The sequence below is a fragment of the Pseudomonas sp. NPDC089741 genome, assembly GCF_044748825.1.
Taxonomy (GTDB): Bacteria; Pseudomonadota; Gammaproteobacteria; order Pseudomonadales; family Pseudomonadaceae; genus Aquipseudomonas; species Aquipseudomonas helmanticensis.
In genome coordinates this window covers 220,458-239,493 of sequence record NZ_JBIVGT010000001.1, presented here as the reverse complement: position 1 = coordinate 239,493, position 19,036 = coordinate 220,458, and the positions used below count along the sequence as shown (strand labels likewise).

Sequence of the window (19,036 nt, the reverse complement as noted above, 5' to 3'; positions counted from 1 at the left end):
GTTTCAGTTACACATACGGCTGGCGACTGGCGCGCCTCTCGCGTACAACTTGCGCTTATCGATTACCCGGTTCCAAGGCTGACAATGCGACTGGTTTTCCCCACATTGATGCTCACCGCCCTCGCCCTGTTGTCGGGCGCCGGCGTTGTAAACGCTGCACCGCAACACGCGCTGACCGTATATGGCGAGCCCGCCAAATACCCTGCCGGTTTCAGCCATTTCGACTACACCAACCCGCAAGCGCCGAAAGGCGGGACGATGCGTCGTTCGGCGATTGAAATCGGTCACTTCGACCATTTGCTGCCGTATATCGACAAAGGCATCGGCGTCACGCAGATCGACGGCCTGCTGTACTCGCCGCTGGCCCAGCGTTCGATGGACGAGCCCTACACCGTCTATGGTCTGGTGGCGCAGAAAATCCAGCGCTCGGACGACGGACTGTCGCTGCGCTTCTTCATCAATCCCAAGGCACGCTTCGCCGACGGCAAACCGATCACCGCCGAAGACGTGCGTTACACCTACGATCTGTTGATGACCCAGGGCAGCCTGCGCTATCGCACCCAGTTTGCCGACGTCAAAGGCGTCGAAGTGGAAGCGCCGCTGACCGTGCGTTTCGACTTCAAGAACAATGAAAACCGTACCCTGCCGCTGGATATCGCGACCCTGCCGGTGTTCCCCGAACACTGGTGGAAGAGTCGCGACTTCGCCGGCGGGGGTGGTTATGAACCGCCGCTGGGCAGTGGACCGTACCGCGTCGGCAAGGTCGACTCCGGACGCAGCATCACCTTCGAACGCAATGCCGACTGGTGGGGCAAGGACCTGCCGGTCAGTCGTGGCCTGTACAACTTCGATCACTTCAGCATCGAGTACTTCGGCGACACCGACGTCGCCCGCCAAGTGCTGCGCGGCGGCGCCTATGACTACAACCGCGAGTTCTCCGCCACCGGTTACTCGATCGGCTACGACAGCCCGGCGTTGAGTGACGGGCGCTTGCAAAAAGCCCACCTGGCCACCGAAGCACCGCAATCGGCCCAGGGTTTTGTATTCAATCTGCAGAAACCGATGTTCCAGGACCGTCGTGTGCGTCAGGCGCTGGCCATGCTCTGGGATTTCGAGTGGAGCAACCGGCAGATGATGCGCAACCTGTACATCCGCCAGCAAAGCTACTTTTCCAACACCGACCTTGCGGCGCGGGAGTTACCCGATGCCGCCGAGTTGAAAATCCTTGAACCGCTGCGTGGGCAGATCCCCGACGAAGTCTTCAAGAAAGTCTTCGAAGCGCCGAAAACCGATGGCAGCGGCATCATCCGTGACAAGCAACTGCAAGCCCTGGAATTGCTTGAGCAGGCCGGCTGGAAACCGGATGGCGATCGACTGGTGAATGCCGAAGGTGAGCCGCTGAGTTTCACGTTTCTGGTCAGCCAGAACGGCATGGATCGCCTGCTGCTGCCGTACAAGCGCACGCTGAAACAGATCGGCATTGACCTCAACATCCGCCGGATCGACTCTTCGCAGTACGTCAACCGCATGATGAGCCGCGACTACGACATGATCGTCACCGGTTATCCGGTCACCACCTCTCCGGGCGGTGAGTTGCTCAACTATTTCGGCTCCGCGTCCGCCAACGACCCGGGCGCCAACAACTACATGGTGCTGAAAAATCCGGCAGTCGATACGTTGATCAATGGTCTGATTCGCGCCTCGACCCAATCGGACATGCTGCATTACGCGCATGCCCTCGACCGGGTGCTGCAATGGAATTACTACTGGATTCCCAATTACTACCCGCCGGGCACGTCGACCGTCTGGTGGAACCGGTTCGGCATACCGACGGTTCAAGCCAGCAACGACGAGGCCATCGACAGCTGGTGGGAAATCAGCCCCACGGCGCTGACCAATCAACAGATGACCGCTGAAAAAATCAGTCGAAGCAGACCCGGAGGGCCGCGCTGATGTGGGGTTACATACTGCGGCGCCTGCTGCTGATCGTTCCGACGCTGGTGATTATCCTGCTGGTCAATTTCGTCATCATCCAGGCCGCGCCGGGTGGCCCGGTAGAACAGGCGATTGCGCATTTGCAAGGAATCGGCGGCGGCAATGTCGGCGGCGGCTCGAGCGAAACCATGAGCAGCACTTCGCGCGCCAGCCGTGGCCTCGACCCGCAACTGATCAAGGACATCGAAAAACAGTACGGTTTCGACAAGCCGGCCCACGAACGCTTGTGGCTGATGCTGAAAAACTACGCGCAACTCGATTTCGGCAAAAGCTTCTTCAGAGGCGCCACGGTCACCGACCTGATCCTCGAAAAAATGCCGGTGACCATTTCCCTCGGGCTCTGGGCGACGCTGATCACGTATCTGGTGTCGATCCCGCTGGGCATCCGCAAAGCCGTGCACCACGGCAGCCATTTCGACATCTGGAGCAGTACGGCGATCATCATCGGCTACGCGATGCCGGCGTTCCTGTTTGCGATGTTCCTGATCGTGGTGTTTGCCGGCGGTACGTCGTTGAACTGGTTCCCGGTGCGCGGACTGGTCTCGGACAACTTTGATTCGCTGTCGACCCTGGGCAAGATCGCCGACTACTTCTGGCACCTGGTGCTGCCGGTGACCGCGCTGGTCATCGGCGGTTTCGCGACACTGACGATCCTCACCAAAAACTCGTTCCTCAATGAAATCACCCGCCAGTATGTGGTCACGGCGCGCGCCAAAGGCTTGAGCGAGCGCCGCGTGCTCTACGGCCATGTGTTTCGCAACGCGATGTTGCTGGTGGTCTCGGGCATTCCGCAGGCGTTCATCAGCGTGTTCTTTGCCGGCTCGTTGCTGATCGAAGTGATCTTCTCGCTCGACGGCCTCGGACGCATGAGTTACGAGGCGGCGGTATCGCGGGATTACCCGGTGGTGTTCGGTTCGCTATTCATCTTCACTCTGTTCGGGCTGCTGATAAAACTGATCGGCGACCTCTGCTACACCTTCGTCGACCCGCGTATCGACTTCGCCGCGAGGAATGCCTGATGTTCAAGCTCTCGCCGTTGGGCCGCAGGCGTTTCGAACGCTTCAAGAAAAACCGCAGAGGCTGGTGGTCGTTGTGGCTGTTTATCGGTTTGTTCATGCTGACGCTGGGCGGCGAATTGATCGCCAACGACAAGCCGCTGATGGTCAGTTATCAGGGCCAGTGGTATTTCCCGGTGTTCAAGCGCCACACCGAACAGGAGTTCGGCGGGCAACTGCCGTTCCAGGCCGATTACCGCAGCGACTATGTGCAGAACCTGATTCGCAAGGACGGCGGCTGGCTGTTGTTTCCGCCGATCCCGTTCAGTGACGACACGCCGAACTACGACCTCAACAAGCCGGCGCCAAGCCCGCCCACAGGCGTCAACTGGCTGGGCACTGACGATCAGGCGCGCGACGTGTTGGCGCGGGTGATTTTCGGTGCCCGGGTATCGATTCTGTTCGCGTTGATGTTGACGTTTGTCAGTGCGCTGATCGGCATTGCGGCCGGCGCTTTGCAGGGCTATTACGGCGGCTGGGTCGACCTGCTCGGGCAACGTTTGCTCGAGGTCTGGTCAGGCTTGCCGGTGCTCTACCTGCTGATCATCCTCTCGGGCTTCGTCGAGCCGAATTTCTGGTGGCTGCTGGGGATCATGGCGCTGTTTTCCTGGTTGGCGCTGGTCGATGTGGTGCGTGCCGAATTCCTCCGTGGGCGCAACCTGGAATACGTCAAAGCCGCGCGCGCGTTGGGCCTGACTGACCGCAAAGTGATTGTCCGGCACATCCTGCCGAATGCCATGAACGCAACGCTGAGTTATCTGCCGTTTATCCTCACGGGGGCGATCTCGACCCTGACGGCACTGGATTTCCTTGGTTTCGGCATGCCCGCCGGCAGCGCTTCGCTGGGCGAGCTGATCGGTCAGGGCAAGCAGAACCTGCAGGCACCCTGGCTTGGCTTGACCGCGTTTTTCACCCTGGCGCTGATCCTTTCCTTACTGGTGTTCATCGGCGAAGCGTTGCGTGACGCGTTCGACCCACGATCCTGAAGCGTGACCATGACTGAAAACCTGATTGAAATTCGTAACCTCAATGTCGCTTTCCATGGCCAGAACGTAGTGCGCGACCTGTGCCTGGATATTCGCCCCGGCGAGTGCCTCGCGCTGGTCGGCGAATCAGGTTCGGGCAAATCGGTGACTGCGCATTCGATCCTGCAATTGCTGCCCGAAAGCGACGCGCAAACCACGGGCAGCATTCGTTATCGCGGCCAGGAACTGGTCGGCGCCGATCCGAAAGTGTTGCGTGAATTGCGTGGTAACCGCATCGCGATGATCTTCCAAGAGCCGATGACTTCACTCAACCCGCTGCACACCATCGAGAAACAGATCGGCGAAACCTTGCTGCTGCACCGTGGCCTCGGCGGTAAAGCAGCGCAGCTGCGCATCCTTGAATTGCTCGGACTGGTCGGCATCCAGAAACCCGAGGAGCGGCTCAAGGCGTATCCGCATCAACTGTCCGGCGGGCAACGGCAACGCGTGATGATCGCGATGGCGTTGGCCTGCGAGCCGGAACTGCTGATTGCCGACGAGCCGACCACCGCACTCGATGTGACGGTGCAGCGCAAGATCCTGCTGCTGCTCAAATCCTTGCAACAACGTTTAGGCATGTCCCTGCTGTTGATCAGTCACGACCTCAATCTGGTGCGCAGCATTGCTCAGCGGGTGTGCGTGATGAAGGCCGGGCAGATTGTCGAGCAGGCGCCGTGCGAAACGCTGTTTACCGAGCCGAAACACCCTTACAGCTGCGTGCTGCTCAATGCCGAGCCCGAGGGTGAAGCGTTGCCCCGCGATGAGCGTGAGAATGTCCTGCAAGTCGATGACCTTAAGGTCGAGTTTGTCATCGGTGGCGGGCTGTTTCAGCGCAAGCAATACCTGCGTGCGGTCGATGGCATCAGCCTGAGCATCCAGCGCGGCAAGACCTTGGGCATCGTCGGTGAATCCGGTTCGGGCAAATCGACATTGGGTCAGGCGATCCTGCGCCTGCTCGATTCCGAGGGCAGTATCCGTTTCCAGGGCAGCGCACTCGACGGTTTGAACCAGAAACAACTGCGGCCCTGGCGGCGACAGATGCAGGTGGTGTTTCAGGACCCGTTCGGCAGCCTCAGCCCGCGCATGTCGGTGGCGCAGATCATCAGCGAAGGCCTCGAAGTGCATTGCGAATCGACGGCCGATGAGTGTGATGCGCAAGTGATCCGCGTCCTCAAGGAAGTCGGCCTCGACCCGGAAAGCCGCCATCGCTACCCGCACGAATTTTCCGGCGGCCAGCGCCAACGCATTGCAATCGCCCGCGCCCTGGTGCTGAAACCGGCGCTGATCCTGCTCGACGAACCGACTTCGGCGCTCGATCGCACCGTGCAGAAACAAGTGGTCGCCCTGCTTCGTGATCTTCAGGAAAAGCATGGCCTGACGTATCTGTTCATCAGCCACGACCTGGCGGTGGTACGCGCCCTCGCCCACGACATGATCGTGATCAAGGACGGCAAAGTGGTCGAGCGCGGCGCCAGTCACGAGGTGTTCGAGGCGCCACAGCATCCATATACCCAAGAGCTGTTGGCGGCGGCGCATCAGCGGTAGGCATAATCGCTGTTCGACCTGGAACCGAGTCGCGGCCTTCGCGAGCAAGCCCGCGATGAGCCCCCCATAAACAACCCGAATTCCGGACCTGCCTGCACATGAACACCACCGAAAGCCTCAAGGACTACCAACGGGTGCGTACCCTGGCGATCCGCTCGCTGTTCGAGATCATCGAGCAATCGAGCGAAGGCACGGTGATTGTCGATCGTGACGCCAATATCGTCTGGATGAACGAGCGTTATGCCCGGCGCTTCGGTCTCGAGTCCGCTGCCGGGGCGATCGGCAAACCCTGCGAAAGCGTGATCCCCGGCAGCCTGCTGCGTGACGTGGTGCGCACCGGACGGCCGATTCTGCTGGACATGCAGGACACGCCGAAAGAGCCGCTGGTGGTGATGCGCCTGCCGATCCACGACGATGCCGGCAGCGTCATCGGCGCGATTGGTTTTGCTCTGTTCGATGAATTGCGCACCCTGTCGCCGATGCTCAAGCGCTACCTGAGCATGCAGGAAGAACTGGCCTCGACCCGTTCACTGCTGCGCGCCCGCCAGACCAAATACAACTTCGCGCACTTCATCGGCACCAGTGCGGCCAGCCTCGAAGTCAAACGGCGGGCGCGGCGCAGTGCCAGCGCCGATTCGCCGGTTTTGCTGCTCGGAGAAACCGGCACTGGCAAGGAGTTGCTCGCGCAAGCGATCCACAGCGCTTCGCCACGGGCGCACAAAGCCTTCGTCAGCATCAACAGCGCGGCGATTCCCGAGGCATTGCTGGAAGCGGAGTTCTTCGGCACCGCACCGGGCGCGTTTACCGGCGCCGACCGCAAGGGCCGCACCGGCAAACTGCAGATTGCTCAGGGCGGTACGTTGTTTCTCGACGAGATCGGCGACATGCCGCTGCCGCTGCAAAGCAAACTGTTGCGCGTACTGCAGGAAAAAGAGTTCGAACCGGTCGGCTCCAACGAAGTGATCCAGAGCGATGTACGCGTGATTGCTGCGACGTCGACTGATCTGCAAGCCGCGATTAAACGCGGCGAATTCCGCGCTGACCTGTATTACCGCCTCAACGTGCTACCGATCCAGGTGCCGCCGTTGCGCGAGCGCCTCGACGATCTGCCGGCGCTCAGCGAAGCGATCCTCGAAGAACTGCGCAGCCAGCACGAGTTGCACCGCGACGCGCTGGCATTGCTCGGCCAGCATGCCTGGCCGGGGAACATCCGCGAGTTGCGCAATGTACTGGAACGGGCGGCATTGCTCAGCGATGACCTGATGCTGACCGAGAGCGATCTTCGCGCGGCGATCGGCACATTGACTCAGGTTGAGCGGACCTCTACGCCGGTGATTGCAGCGGCGCCAGTGGAAACCTATGCACAGGCGCGAGAGCGCTTTGATCGGCAGTTGATCCAGTCGACGCTGGCGCAGTGCGCGGGGAAAGTGCCGGAAGCGGCGGTGAGGTTGGGGCTTGGGCGGTCGACGCTGTATAAGAAAATGGTTGCGTTGGGGATTGCTGAGTCTCAATAACGAGACCTGATCTCTGATTTGAGATTGAGCATTTCAGGATCAAAAGATCGCAGCCTTCGGCAGCTCCTACAGGGCTTCACACACCCCAATGTAGGAGCTGCCGAAGGCTGCGATCTTTTGATCTGAAGCCACAGTCTCAAAACGGAGACAGATCATCAAAACAACCTTCACAAAAATCTATCTAAACTCATATAAATCAGCACGTTAAGCTTCTGGCACAAATCTCGCTATAGCCTCCCCCACACCCGTTTCAACCACAAAAATAACAACTCTGGAGAGACACACCATGAGTGTGATCATTGCCTTGGCAGCCCTCGCGCTGCTGATGCTGGCGGCCTACCGTGGCTACAGCGTTATTCTCTTTGCTCCGATCGCCGCCCTCGGCGCCGTGCTGCTGACCGATCCTTCTGCCGTCGCCCCCGCCTTCACCGGGGTGTTCATGGAGAAAATGGTCGGGTTCATCAAATTGTATTTCCCGGTATTCCTGCTCGGTGCGGTGTTCGGCAAGCTCATTGAGCTGTCGGGTTTCTCGCGCTCGATTGTTGCGGCGGCCATTCGTCTGCTCGGCACCAAACAGGCGATGCTGGTAATCGTGCTGGTTTGCGCCCTGCTTACCTACGGTGGCGTATCGCTGTTTGTCGTGGTGTTTGCGGTGTATCCGTTTGCCGCCGAAATGTTCCGCCAGAGCAATATTCCCAAGCGCCTGATCCCGGCGACCATCGCCCTCGGTGCGTTTTCGTTCACCATGGATGCCCTGCCCGGCACTCCGCAGATCCAGAACATCATCCCCAGCACTTTCTTCAACACCACCGCCTGGGCGGCGCCGTGGCTGGGTGTGATCGGCACGATTTTCGTCTTCTGCACTGGCATGCTGTTCCTGCAACGCCAGCGCAACAAGGCGCAGCGTGCCGGTGAAGGCTACGGGACCGAACTGCGCAACGAGCCGGAAACCGCTGAAGATCTCAAGCTGCCGAACCCGTGGATCGCCCTTTCGCCGTTGCTGGCGGTGGGCATCATGAACCTGCTGTTCACCCAGTGGATTCCGCAGTGGTACGGCAAGTCCCACAGCCTCGCGTTGCCGGGCATGGCCACGCCGGTCACCACCGAAATCGCCAAACTCACGGCGATCTGGGCGGTGCAGGCAGCGCTGTTGATCGGCATCCTCATGGTGCTGGTGTTTGGCTTCAAGGCGATTCGCAGCAAATTGGCCGAAGGCAGCAAAAGTGCGGTCAGCGGTGCGTTGCTGGCGGCAATGAACACGGCCTCGGAATATGGTTTCGGTGCGGTCATCGCTTCGCTGCCGGGCTTTCTGGTGCTGGCCGACTGGCTCAAGCAAATCCCCAATCCACTGGTCAACGAAGCGATCACCGTGACGCTGCTGGCCGGCATCACCGGTTCGGCATCGGGCGGCATGAGCATTGCGCTGGCGGCGATGTCCGAGCAGTTCATCAGCGCCGCGCACGCCGCGAACATTCCATTGGAAGTGCTGCACCGTGTCGCGGCGATGGCCAGTGGCGGCATGGATACCCTGCCGCATAACGGCGCGGTTATTACTCTGCTCGCGGTCACCGGCCTGACCCACCGCGAAGCCTATAAAGACATTTTCTGTATTACGCTGATCAAGACCCTCGCGGTTTTCGTAGTGATCGGCACTTTCTACGCCACTGGCATTGTGTGAGGTATTCATGACCACTCTTTCCGGCAAGACCGCACTGGTTACCGGCTCCACCAGCGGCATCGGCCTGGGTATCGCATTGAGTCTGGCCAAGGCTGGTGCCAACCTGATCCTCAACGGTTTTGGCGACGCGTCGAGCGTCATCGCCGAAGTCGGCCAGTTCGGCGGCAAGGTCGGCCATCATCCGGCCGATGTCAGCGACCCGGCGCAGATTGCCGAGATGATCGCCTACGCGGAGCGCGAGTTCGGCGGCGTCGATATTCTGGTCAATAACGCCGGCATTCAGCATGTCGCCGCCGTCGAAGAGTTTCCGGTCGAGCGCTGGGATTCGATCATTGCGATCAACCTGTCGTCGGTGTTTCACAGCACGCGCTTGAGCCTGCCGGGTATGCGCGCAAAAGGTTGGGGGCGGATCATCAACATTGCCTCCGTGCACGGTCAGGTCGGTTCGACCGGCAAGGCTGCGTATGTCGCGGCCAAACACGGGGTGATCGGTTTGACCAAAGTGGTCGGCCTGGAAACCGCGACCAGCAATGTCACGTGCAACGCGATCTGCCCGGGCTGGGTGTTGACGCCGCTGGTGCAGAAGCAGATCGATGATCGCGCCGCCAAGGGTATCGATCCGCAGCAGGCGCAGCATGACCTGCTGGCTGAGAAGCAGCCGTCGCTGGAGTTCGTCACGCCGCAGCATTTGGGCGAGTTGGTGTTGTTTCTGTGCAGTGAGGCGGGTAGCCAGGTACGGGGCGCGGCGTGGAACATTGACGGTGGGTGGTTGGCGCAGTAGTCCATTGAGAGACCGCGTTATCGTTCATCGCGGGCAAGCCACGCACCCACAGGTACAGGGTGATATCAAGACCTGCTGACAACCTGTGGAGTGTGGCTGCCCGTGTCTGGATCTGAAGCTAAAACAAGAGGCACACAATGTCCGACATCCTCTGGCAACCCGACGCCAACCGCATCGCCCACTCGCGCATGGACACGTTCCGGCGCGCGGTCAATCAGCGTCATGCGCTGAAGCTCGACGACTACCCTGCCCTGCACCAATGGAGCATCGAGCAGCGTGCGCAATTCTGGCAGGACATCGTCGATTTCTTCGACATCCGCTTTCACACTCAACCTGATGCGGTATTGCGTGAAGGCGCACAAATGCCCAGCGCCGAATGGTTTCCCGGCGCCACCTTGAACTTCGCTGAACACCTGCTGCGCCGGCGTGACGATGCCGTGGCAGTCATTTCTGTGGCAGAAAACGGTCAGCGCGAACAACTGAGCTGGGCCGAGTTGGCCGAACACGTCGCCGGCTTCCAAGCCAGTTTGCAGGCTTGCGGCGTCAGCCTCGGCGATCGAGTGGCCGCGTGCATGCCGAATACCTGGCAGACACTGGTGGCCATGCTGGCGACCACCAGCCTCGGCGCGATCTGGTCGTGTTCTTCGCCGGATTTTGGCACGCATGGCGTCATCGACCGTTTCGGTCAGATCGAGCCGAAGGTGCTGATCACCTGCGCCGGCTATCGCTATGCCGGCAAGGAGATCGACCAGACCAGCAAGCTCAATGAAATTCTCCAACGCCTGCCAACACTGAAGCAGTTGATCGTCGTGCCTTACGCCCGCCCGCAAGCGCACATCGCGGATTACCGGACGCGCGCCGAAGTGACGCTGTGGGATGACTTTTATCAACCCGGCGGCGATCCGGATTTCGTCCCGGTGGCGTTCAATCATCCGCTCTACGTGCTGTATTCGAGTGGTACCACCGGCGTGCCGAAATGCATCGTTCACAGCACCGGCGGCGTGCTGTTGCAACACGTCAAGGAGCACGGCCTGCATTGTGATCTTGGCCCCGGCGAGCGGTTGTTCTACTACACCACATGTGGCTGGATGATGTGGAACTGGCTGGTGTCAGCCCTCGCGGTCGGCAGCGCGATCGTGCTGTACGACGGCTCGCCGTTCTACCCGGATCACCAACGTCTGCTCGATCTGATCGACGATGAACGCATCAGCGTGTTCGGCACCAGTCCGAAGTATCTCGCAACCCTGGAAAGCCACGGCAGCAAACCGCGCGACAGCCATGATCTGCGCAGCCTGAAAACCCTGCTGTGCACCGGTTCGGCGCTGTCGCCGCAAAGTTATGACTTCGTCTACCGCGACGTCAAAGCCGACGTGTGCCTGGCGTCGATGTCCGGCGGCACCGATATCGTCTCGTGCTTCGTCAACGGCAATCCGCTGTCAGCGGTGCGTCGTGGCGAAATCATGGGCAAAAGCCTGGGCATGGCCGTTGAAGTCTGGAACGACGCCGGCCAACCGGTGATTGGCGAGAAAGGTGAACTGGTCTGCACTCGACATTTCCCGGCGATGCCGATCGGCCTGTGGAATGACCCGGATGGCAGCAAACTGCAGCAATCCTATTTCAGCCTGTTTCCCGGGGTCTGGGCGCAGGGCGATTACGCCGAACAACTGCATCACGGCAGCATGATGATTCACGGCCGCTCGGATGCCGTGCTCAACCCCGGTGGCGTGCGCATCGGCACCGCAGAGATCTATCGTCAGGTCGACAAAATCCCGCAAGTGCTGGACAGCGTGGCCATCGGTCAGCAATGGCAGGATGACGTGCGCGTGGTGTTGTTCGTGCGCCTGGCAGACGGCGTAACCCTCGACGAAGCCCTGCAACAGCAGATTCGTCAGGTCATCCGCGCCAACACCACGCCCCGGCATGTGCCGGCGAAGATTGTCGCGGTCAGCGACATTCCGCGCACGATCAGCGGCAAAGTCGTCGAACTGGCGGTACGTAATGTGGTGCACGGCGAGAAGGTCAAGAACACCGACGCGCTGGCCAATCCCGAGGCGCTGGAACAGTTTCGCCAGCGTGCCGAACTCAACGACTGAGTCCACTCAATCCATCAGGCCCCACTCACCCGAGGTGGGTGGCGCCGGGACGGCATCGGCCTGCAATTTCAAGCGCAGGCGCAGGTTGTTCACCGAGTCGGCATGCTTGAGCGCCTCGTCTTCGCTGATCGCGCCCTCCAGCACCAACGCGTGCAGCGCGCCGTCGAACGTCTGCATGCCGAGCTCGGTGGATTTTTCCATGATGCCCTTGAGTTCGCCCAACTCATTGCGCCGGATCAGGTCGCCGATGGTCGGTGTGCCCAGCAGCACCTCGACGGCAGCCCGCCGCTGCCCATCCAGCGTGCGCACCAGGCGTTGAGAAACAAAGGCTTTGAGGTTGTTGCCCAAGGCGTGCAACAACTGCGGCCGGCGCTCCTCGGCAAACAGGTTGATGATTCGCTCGAGCGCCTGATTGGCGTTGTTCGCGTGCAGGGTCGACAGCACCAGATGACCGGTTTCGGCAAATGCCAGCGCATGCTCCATGGTGTCGCGGTCGCGGATTTCACCGATCAGCACCACGTCCGGCGCCTGACGCAGGGTGTTTTTCAGTGCTGCATGAAAACTGCGTGTGTCGACACCGACTTCACGCTGGTTGATGATCGACCGCTGGTGCCGGTGGATGTACTCGATCGGGTCTTCAATGGTCACGATATGCCCGCTGCTGTGACGATTGCGATGATCGATCAGCGCCGCCAGCGACGTCGACTTGCCGGAATCGGTGGCGCCGACGAACAGGATCAGCCCCTGCTTGAGCATCACCGCATCGAGCAGCACCGGCGGCAGCTTGAGTTCCTCAAAACGAGGAATGTCGAGTTTGACATTGCGGATTACAATCGACACGTCATTGCGCTGTTTGAACAGGTTGACCCGAAAACGTCCGATGCCGGCGCGCGAGATCGCCAGGTTCATTTCCAGATCGCGGTCGAACTCCTGGCGCTGCTCGGCGTCCATCAGTGAATTGGCGATGATCGCGACCTCACCGGGTTTGAACGGCTGCTCACTCAGCGGCGTCAGTACTCCCTGGAAACGCGCACTGGGCGGCGCTCCCGTGGACAAGAACAGGTCCGAGCCGTGCTGCCCGGCAAAACGTGTTAACAGTGCATCGATTTCCATGGCCACAAGCACCCGCGAAGCTTCCTGAATTCAGACATGCCCTGCTGCCGTGACGCAGCAGTACATTGAGCGTCTACCGTCCTGAAGGATAGTAGACGCCGCTTAACGAACGACACGCAGGACAGACGTGATGAATGCCGTACCCACCCACGACGATGCGCAGGCGCTGATCGCCCGCACCGATTGGAGCCGTAGCCCGCTGGGCGATGCCAGTGCCTGGCCACAAAGCCTGCGCACCGCGGTGGACATCGTGCTGCACTCGCCAATGCCGATGCTGTTGCTCTGGGGCCCGCAGCTCACGCAGATCTACAACAACGGCTTCGCCATGCTCGCCGGCAACAAGCATCCGCACGCTTTCGGACAACCGGCACACCTTGTATGGCCTGAACTTCGAGACTTTACCGACCCGATTTACAGCGCCGTCCTACAAGGTCAGGTGCGCACCTACAGCGAGCGACGCTTTACCCTGCAACGTGAAGGGCAAGAATCCGACTTCTGGCTGGACTTGACCTACAGCCCGATCCGCGATGAAACCGCGCAAGTGGCCGGCATTCTGGTCACCGCCATCGAAACCAATGAACGGCGACGGATCGCCCTCGAACTGAAACAACGTTCGGAAGACAGCCTCAAGGCCCAGCGCGAATCCGAGGAACGCCTGCAATTGGCGCTGGCCGCCACTGACGCAGTCGGCACCTGGGATTGGGACATCGGCGAAGACCGTTTCATCGCTGATGCGCACTTCGCGCAGTTGCACGGTGTCGATCCGGCACTCGCCGATCAGTTGCCAATCAGCGACTATCTGCAAGGCGTGCACCCTGAAGACCGCGCGATGATCGCGCGCAGCATCAAACACTGCATCACCCACGGCACCGAGTACGCCGAGGAGTATCGCCTGCTGAGGCCCGATGGTGAGTTGCGCTGGGTATTTGCCCGAGGCCGCTGCTACAAGGATCATCATGGCCGGCCAGTGCGCTTTCTTGGCGCCGCGCTGGACCTGACCGAGCGCAAACACACCGAGCAGGCGTTGCGCCAGAGCCAGACGGAATTGCAGCTGATCATCAACGCGATGCCGATCCTGATCAGCTATGTCGACCGCGAAGAACGCTTCCGGCTGAACAACGCAGCCTATCTGGACTGGTACGGCCTGACCCCGCAAGAACTCTATGGTCGAACCATTCGCGACGTCATCGGCGAGGAAGCCTACTTCCTGCGCGCGCCGTACATTGCCGAAGCGCTGGCCGGCAGATCCTGTTCGTTCAGCCTGTACACCACGCACCGCGACGGCAGCAATCGTCACGCCTTGATGAACTACTTGCCGCGCCACGGCGCGGACGGCGCGGTCAATGGTTTCTACATCTTCGTGATCGATGAAACCGAGCGCAAGAAAACCGAAGAAGCCCTGCGCAACCTCAATGAAACCCTCGAAGAACGGGTCAGCGCCCGCACCGAGCAACTGGCGCAGGCCAATCAGCGTTTGCAGAACGAAATGTTCGAACGCGAACGCGCCGAGGATGCCTTGCGCCATGCGCAAAAAATGGAAGCGGTCGGCCAACTTACCGGCGGCATCGCCCATGACTTCAACAACATGCTCACCGGAATCATCGGCAGCCTCGATTTGATGCAGCGCTACATTGCCGATGGCCGCGCCGACGAGATCGGCCGCTTTACCGAAGCAGCGGTGTCGTCTGCCAATCGCGCGGCCGCTTTGACCCACCGTCTGCTGGCGTTTTCACGACGCCAGTCGCTGGATCGCAAGCAGCTCAACGTCAATGAGCTGATTCATTCACTGGAAGATCTGATCCGCCGGACCAAGGGCGATCCGATCGAACTGAAGTTGCGTCTGGCCGCTGACCTCTGGCCGGTCAGCACCGACGTCAGCCAGTTGGAAAACGCCCTGCTCAACCTGGTGATCAATGCGCGTGACGCGATGCCTGAGGGCGGTGAGCTGTTGATCGAAACCGCCAACGTCTACCTTGATGGCAGCGACATCACCACGCTGGAGCCGGTCAAGGCTGGTGATTACCTGATGCTCGCGGTCAGCGATAACGGCACGGGCATGACGCCGTCGGTCAGGGCCAAGGCCTTCGATCCGTTCTTCACCACCAAACCGATCGGTCAGGGCACCGGCCTTGGCTTGTCGATGATTTACGGATTTGCCCAGCAATCGGGTGGGCATGTGAGCCTCGACAGTCTGCCGGGGCAAGGCACTTGCGTGCGCCTGTACTTGCCGCGCCTGCATAGCCTGGAGCGGGAGCAACCGGCCGTTGCTCCGGTCCGGCAGCCAGTGCCGTCGGCGACCGGTGAAACCGTGATGGTGGTCGAGGACGATCCGGCGGTGCGCATGCTGGTGCTCGACCTGCTCCGGGAATTGGGATATCAGGCCTTTGAAGCCGTAGACGCAAAAAGCGCTTTGCCGCTATTGGAGTCGGATCTGCGCGTCGACCTGCTGGTCACGGATGTCGGTCTGCCGGGCATGAATGGCCGGCAACTGGCGGAGATCGCCCGCCAGCATCGCCCAGGCCTGAAAATATTGTTCATGACCGGTTACGCGCAGAAGGCTGCCGAACGTCAGGGCTTTCTCGAAGACGGCATGGACATGGTCGCCAAACCGTTTGCGATTGAGCTGCTGGCGAACAAGATCCGCACGATGATCAGTCAAAAGCCGTGACTTGAGGCATAATCCGCGCCCCGCCGTCACCCCGTTATCAGGTACCGCAAGATGAAAGCCCAAGCCCGCCACATTCTGGTGAAAACCGCCGAAGAGGCCGAACAGCTCAAACAGCGCATCGCCAAGGGTGAAGCGTTCGATGTCCTCGCCAAGAAATTTTCGACCTGCCCGTCCGGCAAACGCGGCGGCGATCTGGGTGAAGTGCGGCCGGGGCAGATGGTCGGCGCGATTGATGCGGTGATTTTCAAAAAACCGCTGCGCACCGTGCATGGGCCGATCAAGAGCAAGTTCGGTTACCACCTGGTGCAAGTGTTCTACCGCGACTGACAACTCCATGTAGGAGCTGCCGCAGGCTCGGGCCGCGATCGGACGATCTGTTGATCCTGTTGTTAAAAATCAGGATCAACATCAACAGATCGTCCGATCGCGGCCCGAGCCTTCGGCAGCTCCTACATGGGTTATTGCTTCGCTTGTTTGGGGATCAGGGCGCCGGGGACCTGGATCACTTGGCTGGCCAATTGATGCCCGGCCTCGGCAGCTTCGACCGGGCTGCCGCCGAGTAAACGACTGGCCAGATACGCGGCACTGAACGAATCCCCCGCCGCCGTTGTGTCGACAACCTTCGCAACCTTCTGCGCCGGCACCTCAAACGTCTGTCCATCACAACGAATCAGACACGCCTCGGCGCCACGCTTGAGGACCACTTCCGGCGTGCCGATCTGCGCATACGCCTCGAACACGGCAGCGTCATCGACATAACCGAACAATGCCTGCTCGTCATCGACCGTCAGCAACGCCAGATCGACATACGGCAAGACACTGCGATAAGCCGCCTGCGCGTCTTCCCGTGAGGCCCACAGACGTGGCCGGTAGTTGTTGTCGAAGACGATGCGGGCGTCACGTTGCCGGGCTTCGATCAGCGTCTGGATCAATTTCTCGCGACCGAACGCACCCAGCACCGCGAGGGTGATGCCGCTGAAATACAGCACGTCATAGTCGGGCAATGCCGCCAGAATCGGCTCGGCGGCCGGTGTGGTGAAGCAATCGCGCACCGCCGCTTCGTTGCGCCAGTAAAGGAAACGCCGCTCGCCATTGGCGTCGGTCTGAATGCAATACAGGCCGGGCAAGCGTCCGGGCAGGCGCTGCACCCGTTCGAGGCCGATGCCTTCGCTGGTCCAGATCGCGCACATGGCATCGCTGAAACTGTCATCGCCCAACGCGGTGACGTAATCGACCTGCGCCTTGTCGCCCATGGCGCGCGACAGGTAAACCGCCGTGTTGAGCGTGTCGCCGCCGAAGCTCTGTTGCAGGCTGCCGTCGGCGCGCTGCTGGAGTTCGATCATGCATTCGCCGATCAGGGCGATGCGCGGGGTGTTCGGGCCCAAGGGGCTGAGGGTGTTCATCTTGTGGTGTCTCTGTTGATTCGCAGGTGTCTGGACTGGCGCCTTCGCGAGCAAGCTCGCTCCCACAGGAGAATGCATTCCAAGTGTGGGAGCGAGCTTGCTCGCGAAGGCCGCGACTCGGTCTCACGCCTTAGAAACAGGTTTCCATACTTTCGATCACCGACAACTGCTCATCCACCAGCAAGCCCACTCGCCACTTGTCAAACGTCAGGCACGGGTGCGAAGTCCCAAAGGAAATGATGTCGCCAACCCGCAATTCAACGCCCGGCGCCACGCTCATGAAGGCATGCTGATCCATCACCGCCGTCACCTTGCAGGCACCGACATCGTCGCCCACCGCCGGCACCACACCCGCCTTGTAGCGCAACAACGGCACCGGCAAGCCAGCGTCGTAAGCGACATCACGCTTACCCAGTGCAATCACCGCAAAACCCGCTTCCGGCAGCGACTGCACATGCGCCCAGACTTCCAGCGCCGGGCGTAAACCTTCGTGCAGATCACTGCGGCGGTCGAGCACGCAGCACTGCGCTTCTTTATAGATGCCGTGGTCGTGCGCCACATAACTGCCCGGACGCAACACGCTGAGGAACCGCCCGCCGGCGTTCTGCGCTTCGAACGATTCGGCAATCAGGTCGTACCACGCCGAGCCCGACGCGGTAATGATCGGCTTGCCGATGGCAAACGCGCCGCTGTCCTGCAACTGCACCGCCAGACGCACCAGCGACGCAGCAAACTGCCGAATCCCGCTGACCGCGTGATCGCCGTGAATCACCCCTTCGTAACCTTCGATACCGGTCAGGGCCAGCGCCGGCTGTGCGTTGATCGCCTTGGCCAATTCGATGACTTCCTCCTCGCTGCGGCAACCGCAACGGCCACCGACCACGCCGTACTCGATCATCACGTTCAGCTTCACCCCACGTGAAGCGAAGAACGCCCCGAGATCGGCGACGTTGTCCGGGTGATCGACCATGCAATAGAAATCGAAAGACGGATCAGCCAGCAGATCGGCAATCAACGCCATGTTCGGCGTGCCGACCAGTTGATTGGCCATCAGCACCCGACGCACGCCGTGGGCATAGGCCGCCCGGGTCTGCGTGGCGCTGGCCAGAGTGATGCCCCACGCGCCGGCGTCGAGCTGACGCTTGAACAGCGCCGGGGTCATGCTGGTTTTGCCGTGAGGCGCAAGTTGTGCGCCGCTGTCACTGACAAACTTCTGCATCCAGCGGATGTTGTGCTCCAGCGCTTCGCGATGCAGCACCAGCGCCGGCAGGCTGACGTCGCGCGCCAGGTGCGCGCCGATGGCAGCTTCGCCTTTTTCCCCGGCAGTATTGATGGCAGTCGTCATGGTCGAACTCCTCACTTTCGCGGCCGTAGGCAGCCGCGGTTATTCGTTGATGCGCCGGGCGAGGCTATTGGCGCTCTCGATCAGCACCCGGCGATAGTCGTTGTAATTGTTCTTCGCATCGGCCCGTGGAGCGACGATGCACAGGGTGCAAATGGCCACGCCGTTACGGTCTTTGACCGGGGCGGCGAAGCAATGGGTAAAGGTGTCGGCGACGCTGTCGAAGGAGAAAAATCCGTCGATGCCGGCCTGACGGATTTCCGCCAGGAAGCGCTCCAGCGGCAGGCGTTCGCCGTCGGGCAGGATGTAATCGCCTTCGTCGATCAGGTCGATGATCTGTTGATCGCTCAAGTGCGCCAGCAGCAAGCGCCCGGAAGCGGTCCACGGAATCGGCGCGTTTTCACCGATATCAGAGGAAATGCGGAAATGCCGCTCGCCCTCCTTCATCAACGCCACCGTGTATTTGCGCCCGTTGAGCAGGCACATTTGCGCGGTTTCATGGGTCTGGCTGACGATTTCCTGCAAGGCGTGATCGGCCTCGCGACTGAGGTCGAAATGACGCAAATGCGCCTGACCGAGGAAGTACAACTGGCGCCCCAGATAGACATGACCGTCCTTGCCCACCGGCTCGAGAATCCGTCGTTCCAGCAACGAGGCAACCAGTTCGTAGACCGTGGATTTCGGGCTGCCGATGCCGTTGGCGATGTCGTTCGGACGCAACGGCTGGCCGATCTCCTTGAGGAAATCGAGAATATCGAACGCCCGGTCCAGACCGCGTGCCCGGCGCTTGATGGTGTCTTCGGTCATTTCATTGGTTCCCATTC

14 protein-coding genes are annotated in these 19,036 nt (G+C 60.6%); 10 read left to right on the top strand and 4 right to left on the bottom strand.

Translation table 11 applies throughout. The features are described 5' to 3' along the window. Window positions 1-84 precede the first annotated feature (84 nt). The 8 genes from ACIPZE_RS01065 to ACIPZE_RS01030 all read left to right on the top strand — a co-directional run bounded on the left by ACIPZE_RS01065 (window position 85) and on the right by ACIPZE_RS01030 (window position 11,686). Window positions 85-1,953 carry an extracellular solute-binding protein gene (locus ACIPZE_RS01065; protein WP_400770642.1) on the top strand — a complete coding sequence of 623 codons (1,869 nt, stop codon included), beginning with the start codon at window positions 85-87 and terminating at the stop codon, window positions 1,951-1,953. After that, the gene (locus tag ACIPZE_RS01060; RefSeq protein WP_129394092.1) at window positions 1,953-3,014 is read left to right on the top strand and encodes a microcin C ABC transporter permease YejB; all 1,062 of its coding nucleotides are present in this window, start codon (window positions 1,953-1,955) and stop codon (window positions 3,012-3,014) included. Before ACIPZE_RS01065 ends, ACIPZE_RS01060 begins: the two co-directional genes overlap by 1 nt. Then, window positions 3,014-4,036 carry an ABC transporter permease gene (locus ACIPZE_RS01055; protein ID WP_400770640.1) on the top strand — a complete coding sequence of 341 codons (1,023 nt, stop codon included), beginning with the start codon at window positions 3,014-3,016 and terminating at the stop codon, window positions 4,034-4,036. Before ACIPZE_RS01060 ends, ACIPZE_RS01055 begins: the two co-directional genes overlap by 1 nt. A gap of 9 nt (window positions 4,037-4,045) precedes the next feature. Then, on the top strand, window positions 4,046-5,620 hold the full coding sequence (locus tag ACIPZE_RS01050) for an ABC transporter ATP-binding protein (RefSeq protein WP_283436362.1): 1,575 nt from the start codon (window positions 4,046-4,048) through the stop codon (window positions 5,618-5,620). A gap of 98 nt (window positions 5,621-5,718) precedes the next feature. After that, complete coding sequence (locus ACIPZE_RS01045) at window positions 5,719-7,134, top strand: sigma-54-dependent Fis family transcriptional regulator (protein ID WP_283436361.1); 1,416 nt, start codon at window positions 5,719-5,721, stop codon at window positions 7,132-7,134. A gap of 286 nt (window positions 7,135-7,420) precedes the next feature. Further along, entirely contained in the window at window positions 7,421-8,812 is a 1,392-nt protein-coding gene (locus ACIPZE_RS01040; protein WP_400770635.1) for a GntP family permease, read from the top strand. 7 nt (window positions 8,813-8,819) lie between these two features. Then, the gene (gene hbdH / locus ACIPZE_RS01035) at window positions 8,820-9,593 is read left to right on the top strand and encodes a 3-hydroxybutyrate dehydrogenase (protein WP_283436359.1); all 774 of its coding nucleotides are present in this window, start codon (window positions 8,820-8,822) and stop codon (window positions 9,591-9,593) included. Window positions 9,594-9,730: 137 nt separating this feature from the next. Then, window positions 9,731-11,686, top strand: a complete 1,956-nt coding sequence (locus ACIPZE_RS01030; protein WP_400770633.1) for an acetoacetate--CoA ligase — start codon at window positions 9,731-9,733, stop codon at window positions 11,684-11,686. A gap of 6 nt (window positions 11,687-11,692) precedes the next feature. Here the strand turns inward: ACIPZE_RS01030 and ACIPZE_RS01025 are convergent, their stop codons facing one another. Continuing rightward, window positions 11,693-12,799 (bottom strand): PilT/PilU family type 4a pilus ATPase, encoded by a 1,107-nt coding sequence (locus ACIPZE_RS01025; RefSeq protein WP_400770631.1) that lies wholly within the window; start codon window positions 12,797-12,799, stop codon window positions 11,693-11,695. Window positions 12,800-12,929: 130 nt separating this feature from the next. Between ACIPZE_RS01025 and ACIPZE_RS01020 the strand changes: the two genes are divergently transcribed. Then, on the top strand, window positions 12,930-15,467 hold the full coding sequence (locus tag ACIPZE_RS01020) for a PAS domain S-box protein (RefSeq protein WP_283436356.1): 2,538 nt from the start codon (window positions 12,930-12,932) through the stop codon (window positions 15,465-15,467). A gap of 51 nt (window positions 15,468-15,518) precedes the next feature. Beyond that, entirely contained in the window at window positions 15,519-15,794 is a 276-nt protein-coding gene (locus ACIPZE_RS01015) for a peptidylprolyl isomerase (protein ID WP_007912322.1), read from the top strand. Window positions 15,795-15,925: 131 nt separating this feature from the next. Here the strand turns inward: ACIPZE_RS01015 and ACIPZE_RS01010 are convergent, their stop codons facing one another. The 3 genes from ACIPZE_RS01010 to ACIPZE_RS01000 form a co-directional block, all read right to left on the bottom strand. After that, window positions 15,926-16,870 carry a sugar kinase gene (locus ACIPZE_RS01010; protein WP_283436355.1) on the bottom strand — a complete coding sequence of 315 codons (945 nt, stop codon included), beginning with the start codon at window positions 16,868-16,870 and terminating at the stop codon, window positions 15,926-15,928. A 130-nt stretch (window positions 16,871-17,000) separates the two neighbouring features. Next, the gene (locus ACIPZE_RS01005; RefSeq protein ID WP_400770628.1) at window positions 17,001-18,215 is read right to left on the bottom strand and encodes an amino acid deaminase; all 1,215 of its coding nucleotides are present in this window, start codon (window positions 18,213-18,215) and stop codon (window positions 17,001-17,003) included. A 39-nt stretch (window positions 18,216-18,254) separates the two neighbouring features. Further along, window positions 18,255-19,019 carry an IclR family transcriptional regulator gene (locus ACIPZE_RS01000; RefSeq protein WP_129396138.1) on the bottom strand — a complete coding sequence of 255 codons (765 nt, stop codon included), beginning with the start codon at window positions 19,017-19,019 and terminating at the stop codon, window positions 18,255-18,257. Window positions 19,020-19,036: the final 17 nt, after the last annotated feature.

What these genes read in the sequence shown, in the direction of transcription:
- ACIPZE_RS01010 (WP_283436355.1), bottom strand. Translation starts at nt 16,870, where the DNA reads ATGAACACCCTCAGCCCCTTGGGCCCGAACACCCCGCGCATCGCCCTG.
- ACIPZE_RS01030 (WP_400770633.1), top strand. Translation starts at nt 9,731, where the DNA reads ATGTCCGACATCCTCTGGCAACCCGACGCCAACCGCATCGCCCACTCG.
- ACIPZE_RS01045 (WP_283436361.1), top strand. Translation starts at nt 5,719, where the DNA reads ATGAACACCACCGAAAGCCTCAAGGACTACCAACGGGTGCGTACCCTG.
- ACIPZE_RS01040 (WP_400770635.1), top strand. Translation starts at nt 7,421, where the DNA reads ATGAGTGTGATCATTGCCTTGGCAGCCCTCGCGCTGCTGATGCTGGCG.
- ACIPZE_RS01015 (WP_007912322.1), top strand. Translation starts at nt 15,519, where the DNA reads ATGAAAGCCCAAGCCCGCCACATTCTGGTGAAAACCGCCGAAGAGGCC.
- ACIPZE_RS01005 (WP_400770628.1), bottom strand. Translation starts at nt 18,215, where the DNA reads ATGACGACTGCCATCAATACTGCCGGGGAAAAAGGCGAAGCTGCCATC.
- ACIPZE_RS01000 (WP_129396138.1), bottom strand. Translation starts at nt 19,019, where the DNA reads ATGACCGAAGACACCATCAAGCGCCGGGCACGCGGTCTGGACCGGGCG.
- ACIPZE_RS01020 (WP_283436356.1), top strand. Translation starts at nt 12,930, where the DNA reads ATGAATGCCGTACCCACCCACGACGATGCGCAGGCGCTGATCGCCCGC.
- ACIPZE_RS01025 (WP_400770631.1), bottom strand. Translation starts at nt 12,799, where the DNA reads ATGGAAATCGATGCACTGTTAACACGTTTTGCCGGGCAGCACGGCTCG.
- hbdH (WP_283436359.1), top strand. Translation starts at nt 8,820, where the DNA reads ATGACCACTCTTTCCGGCAAGACCGCACTGGTTACCGGCTCCACCAGC.
- ACIPZE_RS01055 (WP_400770640.1), top strand. Translation starts at nt 3,014, where the DNA reads ATGTTCAAGCTCTCGCCGTTGGGCCGCAGGCGTTTCGAACGCTTCAAG.
- ACIPZE_RS01065 (WP_400770642.1), top strand. Translation starts at nt 85, where the DNA reads ATGCGACTGGTTTTCCCCACATTGATGCTCACCGCCCTCGCCCTGTTG.
- ACIPZE_RS01050 (WP_283436362.1), top strand. Translation starts at nt 4,046, where the DNA reads ATGACTGAAAACCTGATTGAAATTCGTAACCTCAATGTCGCTTTCCAT.
- ACIPZE_RS01060 (WP_129394092.1), top strand. Translation starts at nt 1,953, where the DNA reads ATGTGGGGTTACATACTGCGGCGCCTGCTGCTGATCGTTCCGACGCTG.